Annotated in this window: 14 protein-coding genes; 3 read left to right on the top strand and 11 right to left on the bottom strand. The window is 69.0% G+C overall.

The window, feature by feature from the left end; all coding sequences use genetic code 11:
- Window positions 1-45: 45 nt before the first annotated feature.
- From mmsB to rsmA, 6 genes are all read right to left on the bottom strand, one after another.
- Window positions 46-1416: a multiple monosaccharide ABC transporter permease gene (mmsB, locus tag KV397_RS05065; RefSeq protein WP_047519171.1), complete on the bottom strand. Its 1371-nt coding sequence runs from the start codon at window positions 1414-1416 to the stop codon at window positions 46-48.
- Window positions 1413-3038 carry a multiple monosaccharide ABC transporter ATP-binding protein gene (gene mmsA / locus KV397_RS05060; protein WP_407665276.1) on the bottom strand — a complete coding sequence of 542 codons (1626 nt, stop codon included), beginning with the start codon at window positions 3036-3038 and terminating at the stop codon, window positions 1413-1415. The genes mmsB and mmsA overlap by 4 nt, the downstream gene beginning before the upstream one ends.
- Before the next feature lie 157 nt (window positions 3039-3195).
- A complete protein-coding gene (locus tag KV397_RS05055) occupies window positions 3196-4209 on the bottom strand; it encodes a LacI family DNA-binding transcriptional regulator (protein WP_047519167.1) in 1014 nt (337 codons plus the stop codon).
- Between the two features lie 118 nt (window positions 4210-4327).
- Window positions 4328-5260 carry a 4-(cytidine 5'-diphospho)-2-C-methyl-D-erythritol kinase gene (locus KV397_RS05050; protein ID WP_131491566.1) on the bottom strand — a complete coding sequence of 311 codons (933 nt, stop codon included), beginning with the start codon at window positions 5258-5260 and terminating at the stop codon, window positions 4328-4330.
- A 7-nt stretch (window positions 5261-5267) separates the two neighbouring features.
- On the bottom strand, window positions 5268-6335 hold the full coding sequence (gene mgrA / locus KV397_RS05045) for an L-glyceraldehyde 3-phosphate reductase (protein ID WP_261812317.1): 1068 nt from the start codon (window positions 6333-6335) through the stop codon (window positions 5268-5270).
- Window positions 6332-7225 (bottom strand): 16S rRNA (adenine(1518)-N(6)/adenine(1519)-N(6))-dimethyltransferase RsmA, encoded by an 894-nt coding sequence (gene rsmA / locus KV397_RS05040; protein WP_047519161.1) that lies wholly within the window; start codon window positions 7223-7225, stop codon window positions 6332-6334. The genes mgrA and rsmA overlap by 4 nt, the downstream gene beginning before the upstream one ends.
- A gap of 54 nt (window positions 7226-7279) precedes the next feature.
- On the opposite strand from rsmA, the gene KV397_RS05035 reads away from it, so the two are divergent.
- Window positions 7280-8539, top strand: a complete 1260-nt coding sequence (locus tag KV397_RS05035; RefSeq protein ID WP_261812316.1) for an MFS transporter — start codon at window positions 7280-7282, stop codon at window positions 8537-8539.
- Between the two features lie 136 nt (window positions 8540-8675).
- Here KV397_RS05035 and KV397_RS05030 read toward each other — a convergent pair whose 3' ends face one another.
- The 4 genes from KV397_RS05030 to rsmI form a co-directional block, all read right to left on the bottom strand.
- A complete protein-coding gene (locus KV397_RS05030; protein ID WP_261812315.1) occupies window positions 8676-9551 on the bottom strand; it encodes a TatD family hydrolase in 876 nt (291 codons plus the stop codon).
- A gap of 14 nt (window positions 9552-9565) precedes the next feature.
- Window positions 9566-11143, bottom strand: coding sequence for a methionine--tRNA ligase (gene metG / locus KV397_RS05025; protein ID WP_261812314.1), 1578 nt, complete (start codon window positions 11141-11143; stop codon window positions 9566-9568).
- 64 nt (window positions 11144-11207) lie between these two features.
- Complete coding sequence (locus KV397_RS05020; RefSeq protein ID WP_261812313.1) at window positions 11208-12749, bottom strand: molybdopterin-dependent oxidoreductase; 1542 nt, start codon at window positions 12747-12749, stop codon at window positions 11208-11210.
- Window positions 12750-12818: 69 nt separating this feature from the next.
- Window positions 12819-13649 carry a 16S rRNA (cytidine(1402)-2'-O)-methyltransferase gene (gene rsmI / locus KV397_RS05015; protein WP_261812312.1) on the bottom strand — a complete coding sequence of 277 codons (831 nt, stop codon included), beginning with the start codon at window positions 13647-13649 and terminating at the stop codon, window positions 12819-12821.
- Window positions 13650-13711: 62 nt separating this feature from the next.
- Here rsmI and KV397_RS05010 point away from each other — a divergent pair, with 62 nt between their 5' ends.
- Window positions 13712-15265, top strand: a complete 1554-nt coding sequence (locus KV397_RS05010; RefSeq protein ID WP_261812311.1) for a dolichyl-phosphate-mannose--protein mannosyltransferase — start codon at window positions 13712-13714, stop codon at window positions 15263-15265.
- A 47-nt stretch (window positions 15266-15312) separates the two neighbouring features.
- Complete coding sequence (locus KV397_RS05005; protein WP_261812310.1) at window positions 15313-15531, top strand: hypothetical protein; 219 nt, start codon at window positions 15313-15315, stop codon at window positions 15529-15531.
- A gap of 3 nt (window positions 15532-15534) precedes the next feature.
- On the opposite strand, the gene KV397_RS05000 is transcribed toward KV397_RS05005, so the two are convergent.
- On the bottom strand, window positions 15535-17337 hold the full coding sequence (locus KV397_RS05000; RefSeq protein WP_261812309.1) for a thioredoxin domain-containing protein: 1803 nt from the start codon (window positions 17335-17337) through the stop codon (window positions 15535-15537).
- Window positions 17338-17345: the final 8 nt, after the last annotated feature.

The following is a 17345-nucleotide window of genomic DNA, read 5'->3' as shown; positions in this document are numbered from 1 at the left end:
GTGTGTGAAGGTCGTGTCACGCGAGCGCGCGCGAAGCGACCTCTCCTAACCGCGCGTCTCGTCGACGGCGGGGGCTTCGTACTTCTGGCTGGTGGGATAGTTCGTCTTGGTCGGATCGAACGTGTCGGTGGCCGGATCCTGCTTGCGTCCGAATCGACGCGTCAGGAAGCCGATGATCGACGGGCGACCCTGCTGCTTGTTCCACACGTCGACACCGACGGCGAACAGGAGCACCAGACCCTTGATCATCGACACCACGTCGGCGCCGGCGCCGAGCAGGGCGAGGCCGTTGTTCAGGAACGCCATGACGAGACCACCGATGATCGACCCGATCACGGTTCCGATACCGCCCGAGACAGCCGCGCCACCGATGAAGACCGAGGCGATCGCATCCAGCTCCCAGCCGTTGCCGTCCTGCGGACCGGAGGCCGTCGCCCTGGCGACGTAGATCATGCCGGCCAGCGACGCGAGCACCGACATGTTCATCATCACGAAGAAGTCGACCCAGCGGTCCTTCACACCCGACAGGCGCGCGGCCTGCCGGTTGCCACCGACCGCGTAGATGTGACGACCGAAGACCGTGTTGTTCGTGATGAACGAGTAGAGGATCACCAGGGCGAGCAGGATGATGCCCGAGATCGGGAAGCTGGTGCCCTCACGCCCGGTGGCGAACAGCCAGCCCGCGATCAGGATCACGGCCGAGATGAGCACGACCTTGGTGACACTCACCCACAGCGGCGCCGTCTCGGCCCCCATCTTGTGCTGCACGCGCCGGGTGCGGATCTCCCAGAACACGATCCATGCGACGCCCAGCAGCGCGAGCAGCATGGTGAACACGTTGAACGGCACGGGGATGAACGGCAGCTCGGGGAGGTAGCCGGCACCGATGACCTTGAAGCCCTGCGGCACGGGAACGGACTGCGAGTCACCGACCCACTGGTTCGCACCGCGGAAGAACAGCATGCCCGCCAGCGTCACGATGAACGCCGGCACCCCGACATAGGCGACCCAGAACCCCTGCCAGGCACCGACCAGCACGCCGACCCCGAGGCCGAGGAGCACACCGAGCGGCCAAGGGAGGTTCCAGTCGGCCATGGCCTTCGCGACCACGATGCCGGTGAACGCGGCCACCGACCCCACCGAGAGGTCGATGTGGCCCATGATGATGACCATCACCATGCCGATCGCGAGGATCAGGATGTACGAGTACTGGTTGACGACGTTGATCAGGTTGCCCGAGGACAGCGTGAGGCCCGTGCCCTTGACGATCCAGGTCAGCACCTGGAAGACGACGAGGATGACGACGAGGCTGCCGAGGATGCCGAACTGGCGGAGGGTCGACTGACCGCCTCCGAACATCTTCGTGATGTCCTTGAAGTGGAAGCCGCGCTTCGTTGCGGTGGTGTCGGTGGTCATGCGGTTGCTTTCTGGGTCGCGGAGGTCATGCTGCGCATGAGGTCCTCAGGTGTCGCCTGATCGGCTGGGATGCAGTCGGTGACCCGACCTTCGAAGACGGTGTAGATGCGGTCGGAGATGCCCAGGAGCTCAGGAAGCTCGCTCGAGATGACGATGACGCCCTTGCCCTGCGCCGCGAGCTCGTTGATGATCGCGTAGATCTCGTACTTCGCGCCGACGTCGATACCGCGGGTGGGCTCGTCGAGGATCAGCAGGTCGGGGTCGGTGAACATCCACTTCGCCAGGACGACCTTCTGCTGATTGCCGCCGGAGAGTTTGCCGACGCCCTCTTCGACCGACGGGGTCTTGATGCGAAGGGCCTTGCGATAGTCCTCGGCCACGGCGAACTCGGCGCGCGCATCGACGACGCCGCGCTTGGCGATCTTCGAGAGCTTCGCGGCGACCACCGACCTCTTGATCGTGTCGAGCAGGTTGAGCCCGAGCACCTTGCGGTCCTCGCTCACGTAGGCGAGGCCGTGCTTGATCGCCGACGCCACGTCGGGCAGCACGACTTCCTGGCCGTCCTTGATCAGTGTGCCCGAGAGGAACGTGCCGTAGGAGCGGCCGAACAGGCTCATCGCGAACTCGGTGCGCCCCGCGCCCATGAGTCCCGCGATGCCGACGACCTCGCCGCGCCGGACGGTGATGTTCGACCCCTTCACGACCATGCGCTCCGGGACGGTCGGGTGCTGCACCCACCAGTCCTTGACCTCGAAGAACACCTCGCCGATCTCGGGCGTGCGATCCGGGTAGCGGCTCTCCAACGACCGACCGACCATGCCGCGGATGATCCGGTCCTCGTTGATCTCGCCACGGGAGATGTCGAGCGTCTCGACCGTGCGACCGTCGCGGATGATCGTGATCTCGTCGGCGATCTGCTCGATCTCATTGAGCTTGTGGCTGATCATGATCGACGCGATGCCCTTGGCCTTGAGCCCGAGGATCAGGTCGAGCAGGTGCTGCGAGTCGTTCTCGTTCAGGGCGGCGGTCGGCTCGTCGAGGATCAGCAGCTTGACGTCCTTGTTGAGCGCCTTCGCGATCTCGATCAGCTGCTGCTTGCCGACACCGAGCGTCTTGATCTGCGCATCCGGATCCTCGTTCAGGCCCACGCGCGCGAGCAGCTCGATCGTGCGCTCTTTCTGGGCCTGCCAGTCGATGCGTCCGCCGCGCTGGATCTCGTTGCCGAGGAAGATGTTCTCGGTGACGGACAGCTCGGGGATCAGCGCGAGTTCCTGGTGGATGATCGCGATGCCGGCCTGCTCGCTGGCGACGATGTCCTTGAACCTCTGCTCCTGGCCGTAGAGCAGGATCTCCCCCTCGTAGGTCCCGTAGGGGTACACCCCGGAGAGGACCTTCATCAGAGTCGACTTCCCCGCGCCGTTCTCGCCGCAGATGGCGTGGATCTCGCCGGCGCGGACGGTGATCGAGACGTCGGCGAGCGCCTTGACGCCCGGGAACTCCTTGGTGATGCTGCGCATCTCCAGGATGGGGCCTGACACGGTAGGCAACGTTGCTGTGGTGCTCACGGATCTTCCTTGCGACGTGCGGTCACCTTCGATGTGACCGTTCACATTGAAATACATCGTCCACTCACGACGAGGCGCTGTCAAGTCCGCTCCGGCATTTCGGATACCGACCGTGACCCCACCGCGACCCACGCGATCCCACGTCTCCAGGCGAGGCCAGGGATCGAAAGGATTCGATGATCTCGAACGTCGCGCGGAGCGCGGTACGAACCCGTCAGCGAGCGGCGGCGGACTCGCGCGCGCGCAGGACCGTCTGCAAGGGGCCGAACGCCGGGGCTTCCTCGCCGCGGATCTGTGCGAGGAGGATCCGCACGGCGCGCCGGCCCAGCTCGGGGAAGTCCTGATGAACCGTGCTCAGTGTGGGAGCCACATGCGCGGCGACCGGGATGTCGTCGAACCCGATCACGCTCACGTCGTGCGGCACACGGAGTCCGGCGTCGCGGAAGCCGTGCATGAGCCCGATCGCCATCAGGTCGTTGGCGGCGAACACCGCCGTGAAGTCCCGCCGTCGCGAGAGCTCCTTGCCTGCGAAGTACCCGAAGTCGGCGGTCCAGTCCCCGCGGATCGGCGGGAACGTCGGCAGATCCGCCTCACGCAGACCGTCGAGGTAGCCGCGCATGCGCGACTCCGCCTCGATCCAGTCCTGCGGGCCTGCGAGGTGCAGGATGTCGCTGTGGCCGAGGGAGATCAGATGCTCCGTGGCCGCTCGGGCCCCCGCCACCTGATCCGCCGACAGGCTCACCCCGTCGGAACCCGACGCGGTCTGCAGCGTGACGAAAGGCATGTCGACCGACATGCCGCGGAGGACATGGAACACGCGCACCTGCGGGGCGAGCACCACGATGCCGTCCACCTGCTCGCGCGCCAGCTGGCGCACCGCATTGCCGATCGCCTCCGGCGTCGTCGCCGGGAGGTTGAGGGTCGAGACCGCGTAGCCTTCCTCGCGCGCCGCATCCTCGATGCCCGCGATCGAGGAGGTCGGCCCGAACTCCCCGATCGTCGCGGACAGGATCCCGAGCACATTCGACTTGCTGGTCACCAAAGCGCGGGCGGCGAGGTTCGGCCGATAGTCGAGCACGGAGATCGCGTCGAGGACCTTGGCCTTCGTCTCGGGGCGGATGCTCGGGTGGTCGTTCAGGACGCGGGAGACCGTCTGATGAGACACCCCGGCGAGGCGGGCGACATCGCGGATGCTCGGCTGCCGCGCACGCTCGGCTGCACTGGACATCAGGTGCCTCCTCGCGTGTGCACGGTCACATCGTCACTTCATTATGTCTGCCGGGGCGCGCAGGTGCATCTTTCGAGCACGGTCGCTACGCAGGACGGTCGTCCGCGGGCACCGTCGGTCAGCCGATGATGCGGGCGCCCGGAACCGGGCCGTGCACGTGCAGGGGATCGAATCCGGACGCCCGCAGAGCGGACTGCACGTCTTGGGCCGTCTCCGGATCGGGGCACAGGAGTGCCACGGTCGGCCCCGAGCCGGACACGATGCCTTGCAATGCTCCGGCGGCGACCCCCTGCGCGATCGTGTCGGCGAGATCGGGACGCTCGGAGAGGGCTGCGGGCTGCAGATCGTTCTCGAGACACGCGGCGAGCTGCCCCGGGTCGCCCGACCGGAGCGCCTGCAGGACCGGGATCGGCACGTCGAGCGACAGCGGCGGATCATCGGCGAGCGCGCCCTCCTCCTCGCGCAACTGGTCGAGGCGCCCGTAGACGACGGGCGTCGACAAGCCCTCCTCACTGGGCACCAGGATCCAGTCGAAGCGTCCGCGGGCGAGTGCCGGGTTCAACTGGTCGCCGCGCCCGGTTCCGACCGCGGTGCCGCCGTGCAGGGCGAACGGCACATCCGCGCCGAGACGGGCGGCGAGGTCGTGCAGCCGTGCCTGTGACAACCCCGTTCCCCACAGCGCATCGCAGGCGACCAGGGCGGCAGCGGCATCCGCCGAGCCTCCGCCCATGCCGCCGGCGACCGGCACGCTCTTGCGGATCTCGAGGGCGACGCCGCCTCGATGATCCACGGCGACGGCGAGGAGCTTGGCCGCGCGCATCGCCAAGTTGCGGTCGTCCAGCGGAACCGAGTCGACATCCTCCACCCCGGAGACGGTGACCGAGAACTCGTCAGCGGGGCGCGCGATGACGTCTTCGTAGAGGGACACCGCCTGGAAGACCGTCGCCAGCGCGTGATACCCGTCGTCGTGCCGACCGCCGACCCCGAGGAAGACATTGATCTTGCCCGGTGCGCGTACGTGCACGGAGTCGGTGGACGCGGCGAGGCTCATGAGCGGATCACAGTTCCGAGGACTTCGCCCACAGATTCACGTCGATCGCGCCGGCCAGCTCGTCGATGCGGGCGAGCTCCTCCGTCTGGAAGGCGGGTCCGTTCACCGCGGCGATGTTCTCGTCGAGCTGTTCGGGACGCGAGGCGCCGATCAGGGCGGAAGCCACGACGGGGTTGCGCAGCGTCCACTGCAGCGCGAGCTGGGCGAGGGACTGACCACGCCCCTGCGCGACCTCGTTCAGCGCTCGCAGCGTCTGCACGGCCTCGTCGGTGAGGCGCCCGTCCGGCAGCGAACCGCGCTTCTGCGCACGCTCCGCCGTGCCGTCCCCCAGGTACTTGTCGGTCAACAGCCCCTGTGCCAGCGGCGTGAAGGCGATCGCACCCAGGCCCGACTGCTCGAGGGTGTCGGTCAGGCCGTCTTCCACCCAGCGGTTGAGGATCGAGTACGCGGGCTGGTGGATGACCAGCGGCGTGCCGAGGTCCTTCGCGACCGCGACGGCCTCGGCCGTGCGCTCGGCGCTGTAGGACGAGATGCCCACATAGAGCGCCTTGCCCTGGCGCACGAGGGTGTCGAGGGCTCCGATCGTCTCGGCGATCGGGGTGACCGGGTCGACCCGGTGGGAGTAGAAGATGTCGACGTAGTCGAGGCCCATGCGGGTCAGCGACTGCTCGGCGCTGGCGAGGATGTACTTGCGGCTCGCGAAGTCGCCGTAGGGGCCGGGCCACATGTCCCAGCCGGCCTTCGACGAGATGATCAGCTCGTTGCGGTACGGACGGAAGTCCTCCGCGAAGATGCGACCGAAGTTCTTCTCGGCCGAGCCGTAGGGCGGGCCGTAGTTGTTCGCCAGATCGAAGTGCGTGATGCCGCGGTCGAACGCGTGGCGCAGCAGTGCGCGTTGGTTGTCGAGCGGGATGTTGTCGCCGAAGTTCCACCACAGCCCGAGCGAGATCGGGGGCAGATACAGGCCGGACGTGCCGACCTGGCGGTAGGCGAACTGCTGATAGCGGCTCTCGTCCGCGGCATACGGACGGTGCAGCTCGGGGACATCGGGGCGGAAGCGGGGGGAGTCGGTCACGGTGCCAGATTACTGGGTGAGGCGACGTCGTCGTCGAGGACATCGGACGCCGCCGCCTGCTGCGCGATCCGGTGGTAGTCCTCGACAGTGAGATCTTCGCCCCGCGCCGTCGGCGCGACACCGGCGGCGATCAACACGTCGGACGCCGCCGCGGAGCTGCCGAAGATCCCCGACAGAGCCTGGCGGAGCATCTTGCGGCGCTGGTTGAACGCCGCATCGACGATCCGGAACGTGCGGCGACGCTCCTCCTCGGTCCCCCGCTCCCCTTCGGAACGGTCGAAGCCGACGAGCAGGCTGTCGACGTTCGGCACCGGCCAGAACACCTGGCGGGAGACGGTGCCGGAGAGCTTCCACTCGCCGTACCAGGCGGCCTTGACGCTGGGCGACCCGTAGATCTTGGAGCCCGGCTCGGCGGCGAGCCTCTCGGCGACCTCGGCCTGGACCATCACCACGCCGCGTTGCAGGTAGGGGAAACTCTCGAGGAAGTGCAGCAGCACCGGCACCGACACGTTGTACGGGAGGTTCGCGACCAGCACGGTCGGCTCTCCGGGCAGTTCCGTGATGCGCAGGGCGTCGGCATCGACGACCGTGAGCCGCTCGGCCTCCACGCCGTGCGCGGCGGCGGTCTCGGCGAGTCGCGCGGCGAGGCGGTGATCGATCTCGACCGCGGTGACCGAAGCCCCGGTCTCCAGGATCGCCAGCGTGAGCGAGCCGAGTCCGGGGCCGACCTCGACCACGCGCTCGCTCGGCTGCACCCGGGCCGCCTGCACGATCTTGCGGACGGTGTTGGCGTCCGTGACGAAGTTCTGGCCGAGTTTCTTCGTCGGAGTGACGTCGAGCTCAGCGGCGAGGCGGCGGATCTCGGTGGCGCCGAGCAGGGTGACGGTCATCCTCCCATTGTCCCCCACGCGGCAGATGTCCCCCGCCGTCAGTAGTCTTCTCTGGTGCCATCACTCGGAGAGATCGTCGCCCCACGTCGCATGGGCCGGGATTTCCGCTGGCTGCTCGCGTCGTCGTGGACCAGCAACGTCGGTGACGGAGTGGCCCTCGCCGCTGCTCCCCTGCTGATCGCATCCATGACGTCATCGCCCATGCTGGTGGCGACGGGGGCGATCCTGCAGTTCCTCCCGTGGCTGCTCTTCGGCCTGCACGCGGGGGCGATCGCCGACCGCTTCGACCGTCGCCGACTGGTCATGCTCGCGAACGCCGCACGCGCGGTGGTCCTCGTCGCGCTGTGCGTGTTCCTCGTCACGGGCGTCGCGAACATCTGGATCGTGCTCGCCGTCGCCTTCCTCTACGGCACCGCCGAGGTGTTCGTCGACACGACGGGGAGCACCCTCCTGCCGATGCTCGTGAAGCCCGCCGACCTCGGCATCGGCAATGCCCGCCTGCAGGCCGGCTATCTGGTCGCGAATCAGTTCGCCGGTCCCCCGCTGGGCGCGTTCCTGTTCGCCGCGGGCATGGCCTGGCCGTTCCTGCTCGAAGCGGTGTGCGTGGCACTCGCGGTCGTCCTCATCTCCCGCATGGCGAAGACGCCCGTGCCGCCCCGAGCCGCCGAGGCCCACTCGCCCGTGCACACCGACATCGCCGAGGGGCTGCGGTGGCTGTGGCGCAATCCCCCGGTGCGGATGCTCGTGCTGATCATCCTCGTCTTCAACATCACGTGGGCAGCTCCCTGGGGTGTGCTCGTGCTCTACGCGACGGAACACCTGCAGATGGGCGCGGTCGGGTACGGGGCACTCACGACCGCATCGGCGGCGGGCGGGATCCTCGCGACCCTCAGCTTCGGGTGGCTCGAACGGCACGTGTCCTTCGCCACCCTGATGCGCATCGTGCTCTCGCTCGAAGTGCTCATGCATCTGTCGTTCGCGCTGACCACCACCGGCTGGGTCGCGCTGATCATCATGTTCTTCTTCGGCGCGTACGCGTTCGTGTGGGCGACGATCTCGACCACCGTCCGGCAGCGGCTGGTCCCCGCTGAGCTTCAGGGCCGCGTGGCCTCCGTGAACATGGTCGGAGTGTTCGGCGGCATGATCGTCGGGCAGGCGCTCGGCGGCGTGATCGCCCAGGTCTGGGGCCTGACCGCCCCGTGGTGGTTCGCGTTCGGCGGCGCGGCACTCACACTGCTGCTGGTGTGGAAGCCGATCTCACACATCGTGAGCGCGAAGCCGGTTGCCGATCCCGATCCGATCGACGCCGCCTGATCCTTCCGCCCATCACCGACCGGACATCCGCTGCGCACTTGTCGGGAGGATGGGCGCTTGTCGGGAGGAATCGCCCTTTTGCTCCGACATACGAGCAATCTCCCGACACGTGTACTGCGAAGCCGGTGGAACAGGTTCAGACGAACGAACCGTAGATCCTGAGCGTGTTCTCGGCGAGCTGGGCACACAGCTCATCCACCTCCACACCGAGCTCGGCCGCCATGAAACGCACCGTGATCGGGACGAGGTAGGGCGCGTTCGGCCGGCCCCGCAGTGGCACGGGGGTGAGGAACGGCGCATCCGTCTCGACCAGGAGGCGATCGAGAGGCGTGACCTTCAGCGCGTCGCGCAGGTTCTGGGCGTTCTTGAACGTGACGTTGCCCGCGAACGACAGGTGGTAGCCGGCGTCCGCGCAGATGCGCGCAATCGCGTCATCTCCCGAGAAGCAGTGGAAGACCGTCCGCTCCGGAGCACCGACACGGGCGAGGGTCTCCAGCACCGCGTCGTGCGCATCCCGATCGTGGATCTGCATGGCGATGCCGTGCTTCTTCGCGAGATCGATGTGCGCCTCGAACGACTCGAACTGCGGAGCCCGTCGCTCCGGCTCCGTGCGGAAGAAATCGAGCCCGGTCTCGCCGATCGCGCGGGTGCGCGGATGCGCGGCGAGTTCGTCGATCACCGCGATCGCCTCGTCGAGACGCCCCTCCTCCGCATACGTCGGCGCGTCGTTCGGATGGATCGCGACCGCAGCCAGGACTCGCGGATCGGCGGCCGCGGCCTCGACGGCCCACCGCGAGGACTCGATGTCGCCGGAGGCCTGCACGACACCGGCGATGCCCACCGCCGCCGCCCGATCGAGCTGCTCGGTCAGCGACAGCGGCTCGTCGCCGTCGACAATCTCCAGGTGCGCATGGTTGTCGTACACCGGAACCGTCAGCGGCTCGGGGGCGGCCGGGTACTTCAGATCCTTGCGGCCGTCGCCCGAGCGCTCGCGCACATAGGTGTCCGCCATCTCGTCCGGCCGGCTCAGGCCGTGGACTCCACCCGCGGGAACAGCGGTGCGAGGCCGTTGACGCTGGTACCGGGGCGCAGCACGCCCCAGGCTCCGGCCTCGCGGATCGGCTGGTCCTGCAGACGACCCAAGGTCTCCGCAGCGCCGAGCGCGATCCAGAGCTTCTCGGTCGACTGCGGCATCACGGGCGACAGCAGCACGGCGAGTGCGCGCAGCCCCTCCGCGCAGGTGTAGAGCACCGTGCCCAGACGCGCGCGCTGGTCCTCGTCGCGGGCCAGCGCCCACGGCTCGTTCTCGGTGATGTAGCCGTTGAGGGCGTCGACGATCGTCCAGATCGCGGCGATGGCCTCGTCGATGCGGAACTGCGTGACTGCCGCATCCGCGTTCGCCGCCGCCTCCGCGACGATCTTCTGGATGGCGAGGTCCTTCTCGGTGTACTCGGCCGCCGGCGGCACGATGCCCTCGAAGTACTTCTCGATCATCGCCGTCGTGCGCGAAGCCAGGTTGCCGAAGCCGTTGGCGAGCTCAGCCTGGTAGCGAGCGGACAGGTCTTCCCACGAGAAGGACCCGTCCTGTCCGAAGGCGATCGCGGAGAGGAAGTAGAAGCGGTAGGCGTCGGACCCGAAGACATCGGTGATCTCGGTCGGCGCGATGCCGGTCAGCTTCGACTTCGACATCTTCTCGCCGCCGACCAGCAGCCAGCCGTGCGCGAAGACGCCCTGCGGCACCTCGAGGCCGGCCGCCATCAGCAGAGCGGGCCAGATGACGGCGTGGAAGCGCAGGATGTCCTTGCCGACCACGTGGTAGGCGGGCCAGCGACGCTCGAAGGTCTCTTCATCGGAGCCGTAGCCGACGGCCGTGGCGTAGTTCAGGAGCGCATCGACCCACACGTAGATGACGTGCGACTCGTCCCACGGGAGCGGGATGCCCCAGTCGAAGGTCGACCGCGAGATCGACAGGTCTTTGAGGCCCTGGCTCACGAACGACACCACCTCGTTGCGCGCCGAGTCGGGGCGCACGAAGTCGGGTCGCGTCTTGTAGAGCTCGAGCAGCCGGTCCTGGAACTCGCTGAGCTTGAAGAAGTAGTTCTTCTCCTGCAGCAGCTCCAGCGGCTTCGAGTGGATGGCGCACACCTTCAGGCCCTCGAAGGGACCGGTGCCGTCGACGATCTCCGACTCGGGCTTGAACTCCTCGCAGCCCACGCAGTAGAGCGCCTCGTACTCGCCCGCATAGATGTAGCCGCGGTCGTACAGGCGCTGGAAGAACGTCTGCACGTTCATCTCGTGGCGCTCCTGGGTGGTGCGGATGAAGTCGTCGTTGGCGACGTCGAGCGTCGTCAGCAGCGGGAACCAGCTCTCGCTGACGAGCTTGTCGACCCACTCCTGCGGCGTGACGTTGTTCGCCGCGGCCGCCCGCAGCATCTTCTGGCCGTGCTCGTCGGTGCCCGTGAGCATCCAGGTGTCGTCGCCCGCCTGGCGGTGCCACCGTGCGAGCGTGTCGACGGCCACCGTCGTGTACCCGTGGCCGATGTGGGGCACGTCGGACGGGTAGTAGATGGGTGTGGTGATGTAGAACGATTCGCCTGCGGGCATGGAGCAATTCTAGGTGGGATGCGGGGCGTGGTTACGCCGTGTGGGCGGCGGTCGCATCCCGCGCTCAGGCCACCGAGACGTCGATGCGATGCCAACCCTGCGCGCCGTCGGGGGCGGGAGCCGCAGGATCGGATGTCTGCGTCTCGCCGTCGACGTTGAGCGCCCGGCACTCGATGGTGTGCGTGCCGCTCTCCGCGACCCAGTCGAGGCTCCACTGCACCCACGTGTCGGTGGAGATCGCGGTCGCGAGCTCGGCCGCGCGCCACGGCCCGTCGTCGATACGCACCTCCACTCCCGCGATGCCGACGTGCTGCTGCCAGGCCATCCCCGCGATGACCGCATCCCCCGCGGTGACCTGCTGCCCCCGGCGAGGGACGTCGATGCGCGACTGCAGCTTGATGGGTCCGCGCTCGGACCATCCGCGTGTCGTCCAATAGGCGGTGGCGCGGTCGAACCGCGTCACCTCCAGTTGCGTGACCCACTTCGTGGCGGACACGTAGCCGTAGAGCCCCGGCACCACCATCCGCACCGGGAAGCCGTGTTCGATCGGCAGCGGCTCGCCGTTCATCCCGATCGCGAGCAGCGCATCGCTGTCGTCGGTGAGGGCCTCGATCGGTGTGGACGCCGTGAACCCGTCGGCCGAGGTCGAGAGCACCATGTCCGCATCGGCGTCGACGCCCGCGCGCGCGAGCAGATCCCGCACGGGGAGCCCGAGCCAGCGTGCATTGCCGATCAGGGATCCGCCGACCTCGTTCGACACGCACGCGAGCGTGACGTCGGACTCCTGCATCGGCATCGCGAGCAACTCGTCCCAGGTGATCTCCATCTCGCGCTCGACCATCCCGTGGATGCGCAGCGACCAGTCGGCCGGGTCCACCCGCGGCACGATGAGCGCGGTGTCGATGCGGTAGAAGTCCACGTTCGGAGTGACGACAGGGGCGAGGCCGGGGATCCCCAGCTCGGCACCGGCGGGAACCGCCGCTGCTGCGCGTGCCGCCGAGGGCAGCCGCAGCGCGTCGCGGACCGCTTCGATCGATCGGCTCGCGCCGCGCGCGACGTTGCCGACGATGAGCGCGACGGCACCCGCTGCGGCGACACCCGCGGTCCACAGCAGGAATCGTCTCCGGTCCTCGTCGTCGGGTCCGAGCCCTGCGACCGGACGCAGTCGGGCGATCAGGAGGCGCAGGACGACCACGGCGACGAGACCGGCGACCAGCCCGGGCAGCCAGGCGAACGGCCCCGCGCCGGGGCGAACCATCGCCGCGACGACGGCGAGAGCGCCGAGCGCTCCCAGGACCACGGCACCGACACCGGACCGTCGTCGCTCCAGGATTCCCGCGACAGCGGCGACGACCACGAGCACCACGGCGATGCCCACGATCAGGGCCGCCTTGTCACCGGTGCCGAACAGCGCGATGGCGGTGTCCTTCGCCCAGCTCGGAGCGAGGTCGATGAGCCCGCTCCCGATCACGGCGAACGGGCTCGCGCTCGGCTCCACCACCGCGGCGACGAGTTCCGCCAGGCCGACGGCGAGGAACGATGCACTCAACCCCGCTGCAGCGGCGCGGAACGTGTCCTCCCTCGTCGCACGCGTCGGGTTCGTCATGACCTGAGGGTAACGCGGCGGACGTTCCCGGATTCCCCGCAATTCTTACGAACCGCAGTCGTGGCGACCTCAGGCACCGGCCCCGGAGCGGGCGGCGAGGGCGGCCTGGTAGAGGTCGCGGGAGGAGAGACCGGTGAGCGCGGCGACCTCGGAGGACGCGTCCTTCAAGCGGACGCCTTCCGCGACCAGCCTCTGCACCTGCGCCAGAGCATCTTCCGGGGAGGCATCCCGGCGCGCCGCTCCTTCGACGACGACGACGATCTCGCCCTTCACGCCGTTCTCGGCCCAATCGTGGAGCTCGGCCGCGGTGCCACGGCGGACCTCCTCGTACAGCTTCGTGAGCTCACGACACACCGCGATCCGCCGCTCGTCGCCGAACGCAGCGCCCATGTCGGCGAGAACGCTCGCGAGCCGGGCCGGAGACTCGAAGAAGACCATGGTGCGCGGCTCGGCGGCCAGGGCGCGGAGGGTCGATCGCCGCTCCCCCGGCTTGCGCGGGAGGAACCCCTCGAACGTGAAGCGGTCGGTCGGAAGTCCCGAGATCGCGAGCGCCATCAGCACGGCGCTCGGACCGGGGATCGCGGTGACGGTGACCCCCTGCGCCACGGCCTCGGCCACCAGCCCGTAGCCGGGGTCGCTGACGGTCGGCATTCCTGCATCGCTCATCACCACGATGTCGGTCTCCGCCGCGAGCGCAGCCAGTTCGGCGGCCTTCTGCTTCTCGTTGTGGTCGTGCAGTGCGATCAGGCGAGGACGATTGTCGATCTGCAGCGCCTTGAGCAGACGCTGCGTGGTGCGGGTGTCTTCCGCGACGACGACCTCCGCGTTCTCCAGCACCTCCACGAGGCGTCGCGACGCGTCGCCCAGGTTTCCGATCGGGGTGGCGGCGAGGATGATCACCCGCCCAGCTTAGGCGCGCCGGATGCAGCTCCCCCGAAAGGGGCGTTGTCTAGGCTGGAGCGGTGACCGCGCCCGACCCGCTCCTGCCCGCCCCCGAGGCGCGGCTGACGCACTACGGACGGTTGCGGGACCGGCTGCTGCAGGACCCGGACTGGGGCCGCGCGATCCGGTGGCTCGCGCCGCTGGTGATCACCGCGGTGGCGGCGGTGCTGCGCCTGGTCGGCGTGTCCCACCCGCATGAGCTCGCCTTCGATGAGACCTACTACGTCAAGGACGCCTGGTCCCTGTGGACGCTCGGCTACGAGGGCACCTGGGGTGGCGAGGCGAACGAGGCGTTCGCGACCGGGCAGAGCCTCCCGCTCTCGGATGCGGGCTCGTTCATCGTGCATCCCCCGCTCGGCAAGTGGCTCATCGCGCTGGGCATGGCGATCGGCGGGCCCGAGAACAGCGGCGGATGGCGTCTGGCCACCGCGATCCTCGGAGCGGGCTCGGTCCTCCTGGTGTATCTGATCGCGCGGCGTCTGAGCGGATCGGTGGTCGTGGCATCCGTCGCCGGAACGCTCCTGGCGATCGACGGCCTGAGCATCGTGATGAGCCGGATCGCGCTGCTCGACGGCATCCTGACGTTCTTCGTCCTGCTCGGCGTGCTGTTCGTCCTCATCGATCGGCAGCGCACGATCCCGCAGCTCGAGCGACGCGATCCCGAGACGCCCGACCCGTTCTGGGGGCCGGTGCTGTGGCGCCGGCCGTGGCTGATCGCCGCCGGTGCCGCCCTGGGTGCGGCTTCTGCCGTGAAGTGGTCGGGCTTGTACGTCCTCGCCGGTTTCGGCCTCTACGTCGTGGTGACCGACGCGTTGGCGAGGCGTCGGGCCGGCGTGGTGCTGTGGCCGACCGCCGCCGCGTTCCGGCAGGGGCCGGTCTCGTTCGTCCTTTTCGTCTTCCCCGCGCTGGCCGTGTACCTGGTCAGCTGGACGGGGTGGCTCCTGACCTCGGGGGGCTACGACCGGCAGAGCGACCCGAACCCGCTGCTCGCGCTGTGGAAGTACCACGAGTCGATGCTCGGCTTCCACGTCGGCCTGAGCCGCGGACACCCCTACGCGAGTCCCGCCTGGGAGTGGCCGTTCCTGCTGCGCCCGACGGCGGTCTGGGTGGATTCCGATCCCACCGGCTGCGGCACGGACCATTGCATCGGCGTGATCTCCGCCGTCCCGAATCCGCTCATCTGGTACGGCGGGGTGGCGGCAGCGGTGTACCTGCTCTACCGGCTGGTGCGGAGCTGGATCACCCGGCAGCCGATCGCGCCCGCACTGACCGTCCCCCTGGTCGGCCTAGCGGTCACCTATCTCCCGTGGCTGATGTTCCCCGAGCGCACGATCTTCCAGTTCTACACGGTGGTGATGATGCCGTTCCTCGTGCTCGCGCTCGCCATGACGCTGCGGGTCATCGCCGGACGACGCGAAGACCCCTTGTACCGTCGGCAGTCCGGCGAGCGCACGGTGCTGATCTTCCTCGCGTTCGTCGTTCTCGTGTCGGTGTTCTTCCTGCCGCTGTGGACCGGGATGAGCGTGCCGTACCAGTTCTGGCTGCTGCACAACTGGCTGCCCGGCTGGGTGTGAGCACCGCGCCGTCGAGCCACCGAATCACCGGGCGCTAGGCTCGCCGCATGGGCAGCCCCTCCGGATTCGAGTTCGCGGTGCGCGGTGACGACGTCGTCATCCGCCATCGCGGCGTCACCGCGACCGTGCTGCGCGGTGCACGGGCCCAGGAGTTCCTCGCGCAGGCCGCGAGCGGCGACGCGCAGCTGCTGATGGCGCGCGCGACCGGGAACTACCGCCGCGGCAACGAGCGCACCGCCCGCCGGCATCCGCGCAACCAGAACTGACCGTCACCGCCCGATCGACACCTCGGCCGGGTCGCTCACGGGCAACCGGCACACGAACGCGCGGCAGTCATAGGCGCGTTCCGCCACCGCGTCCTTGCCCTCGAACAGGCTGAATCCGGCATCCGTGAACGCCCGCGCCTGATCGGGCGCGACCACGGCGACGACTTCGGCATCCGCGCCCCTGCCTGCGAGGCCGAGCGCACTGTCGCGCGCTCCGGTGACCACGACGAGTTGGCGCGGCGGGATCGCGAGGCCCGCAGCCACCCGCAGCAGGGTGCCGTGGGCGAAGGGCTGCTCCAGCGCCCGCGCGGCCAGCATGCTCACCGTCGACACAGCAGCGGCGCGATACCGGTCCCCCGCTCCCAGCCACCAGGCGGTCAGTGCGGCGCCGGCCACGGCCGCGGCATCCGAGGGCAGGTCGCCGTCGGTCTGGTCGGGCGACGCCGCGATCCCTTGGGCCGACAGCAACGGATCCTCACCCGCTGTGCCCTCCAGTGCGTCGTCGAGGATCCCGCGGGCCGCCACCGCCCAGGTCGCCTCGCCGGTGGCCAGGGCCAGAGCGAACAGACCGTCGGCGAGAAGTCCACGATCTGCCGCGGTCGCGACCGCGGCAGAGGCCCGCCCCTCGAAGGACGCGCGGACGAGAGCGCCGTCGGCATCGCGGTTGACCCGCAGCACCTCGTCGGCGGCGGACGCGGCGGCATCGATCCAGCTCCGCTCTCCGAAGGTCGCCCCGGCCCGGGCGAGCGCACCGATCGCGAGGCCGTTCCACCCGGTGATCACCTTGCCATCGACAGCGGGCGGCGCAAGGCCCGCACGTTCGGGCAGCGCACGCCGGTAGTACCCGCCCTCGCTGCGAGCGCCCTCGACCCACGACTCCGAATCCTGGGCGGCACCGAACCCGCCGCCGTCTCGCTGCAGGACCCCGGTCAGGAATGACACGATCCCGCGGACGAGGTCCTCCTCCCCCGCGTCGCGCGCGACGTCGAGCAGCTGCGCGTTGTCGGTCAGCATCCGCTCGTAGTGCGGCACCGTCCAGTCGCGCTGGGTGGCGTAGCGGAAGAACCCGCCGTCGGCATCGCGCAGGTCCGATCGGGTCATCGCGGCGAGCGCGCGCCCCGCTGACGCCCCCGCCTCCGGAGCACCCTCCCGCACGAGCGGATGCTGCAGGAATCGCAAGGTGGTGGCGACGGGGAACTTCGGGGCGCCGCCGAAGCCACCGAACTGCTGATCTTCCCGCTGGGCGATCGACTCCGCAGCCGTCGCGATCGCGACCACGTCCGGGAGTTCGGACGGCGTGGCCTCCGCCGCACGGGTGAGCGCATCGGTCACGGCATCCGCCGACTCCTCTGCCTGCACCCGCCGCAGTGTCCACGCCTCCCCGACCGCGGCGAGGACGTCACGGAACGCCGGCATCGGCGGCCGAGCCTCCGGCGGCCAGTAGGTGCCGGCGAAGAAGGTGCGCCCGCGCGGGGTGGCGAAGACCGTGAGCGGCCAACCGAGGTTCTGGGTGAACGCCGAAGCCGCGGCCATGTAGGCACCGTCGACCTGCGGATGCTCCTCGCGATCGACCTTGACCGCGACGAAGCCCTCGTTGATCCGCGCGGCGGTCTCCGGGTCCGCGAACGATTCGCGTGCCATCACGTGACACCAGTGACAGGTCGAGTAGCCGATCGAGATCAACAGCGGCACATCGCGTCGCCTCGCCTCCGCGAACGCTTCCTCGCCCCACGGATACCAGTCGACGGGGTTGTCGGCATGCGCACGGAGGTACGGACTGAGGGTGTCGGCGAGCCGGTTGGTCATGCCTTCAC

The organism is Microbacterium aurugineum, assembly GCF_023101205.1.
Classification (GTDB): Bacteria; Actinomycetota; Actinomycetes; order Actinomycetales; family Microbacteriaceae; genus Microbacterium; species Microbacterium aurugineum.
Note: the sequence above shows the minus strand (reverse complement) of the source record. Positions and strands in the feature narration are given on the sequence as shown.

Coding starts and splice junctions, on each gene's coding strand:
- mmsB (WP_047519171.1), bottom strand. CDS start 1,416: ATGACCACCGACACCACCGCAACGAAGCGCGGCTTCCACTTCAAGGAC.
- mmsA (WP_407665276.1), bottom strand. CDS start 3,038: ATGTATTTCAATGTGAACGGTCACATCGAAGGTGACCGCACGTCGCAA.
- KV397_RS05055 (WP_047519167.1), bottom strand. CDS start 4,209: ATGTCCAGTGCAGCCGAGCGTGCGCGGCAGCCGAGCATCCGCGATGTC.
- KV397_RS05050 (WP_131491566.1), bottom strand. CDS start 5,260: ATGAGCCTCGCCGCGTCCACCGACTCCGTGCACGTACGCGCACCGGGC.
- rsmA (WP_047519161.1), bottom strand. CDS start 7,225: ATGACCGTCACCCTGCTCGGCGCCACCGAGATCCGCCGCCTCGCCGCT.
- KV397_RS05030 (WP_261812315.1), bottom strand. CDS start 9,551: ATGGCGGACACCTATGTGCGCGAGCGCTCGGGCGACGGCCGCAAGGAT.
- metG (WP_261812314.1), bottom strand. CDS start 11,143: ATGCCCGCAGGCGAATCGTTCTACATCACCACACCCATCTACTACCCG.
- KV397_RS05020 (WP_261812313.1), bottom strand. CDS start 12,749: ATGACGAACCCGACGCGTGCGACGAGGGAGGACACGTTCCGCGCCGCT.
- KV397_RS05005 (WP_261812310.1), top strand. CDS start 15,313: ATGGGCAGCCCCTCCGGATTCGAGTTCGCGGTGCGCGGTGACGACGTC.
- KV397_RS05000 (WP_261812309.1), bottom strand. CDS start 17,337: ATGACCAACCGGCTCGCCGACACCCTCAGTCCGTACCTCCGTGCGCAT.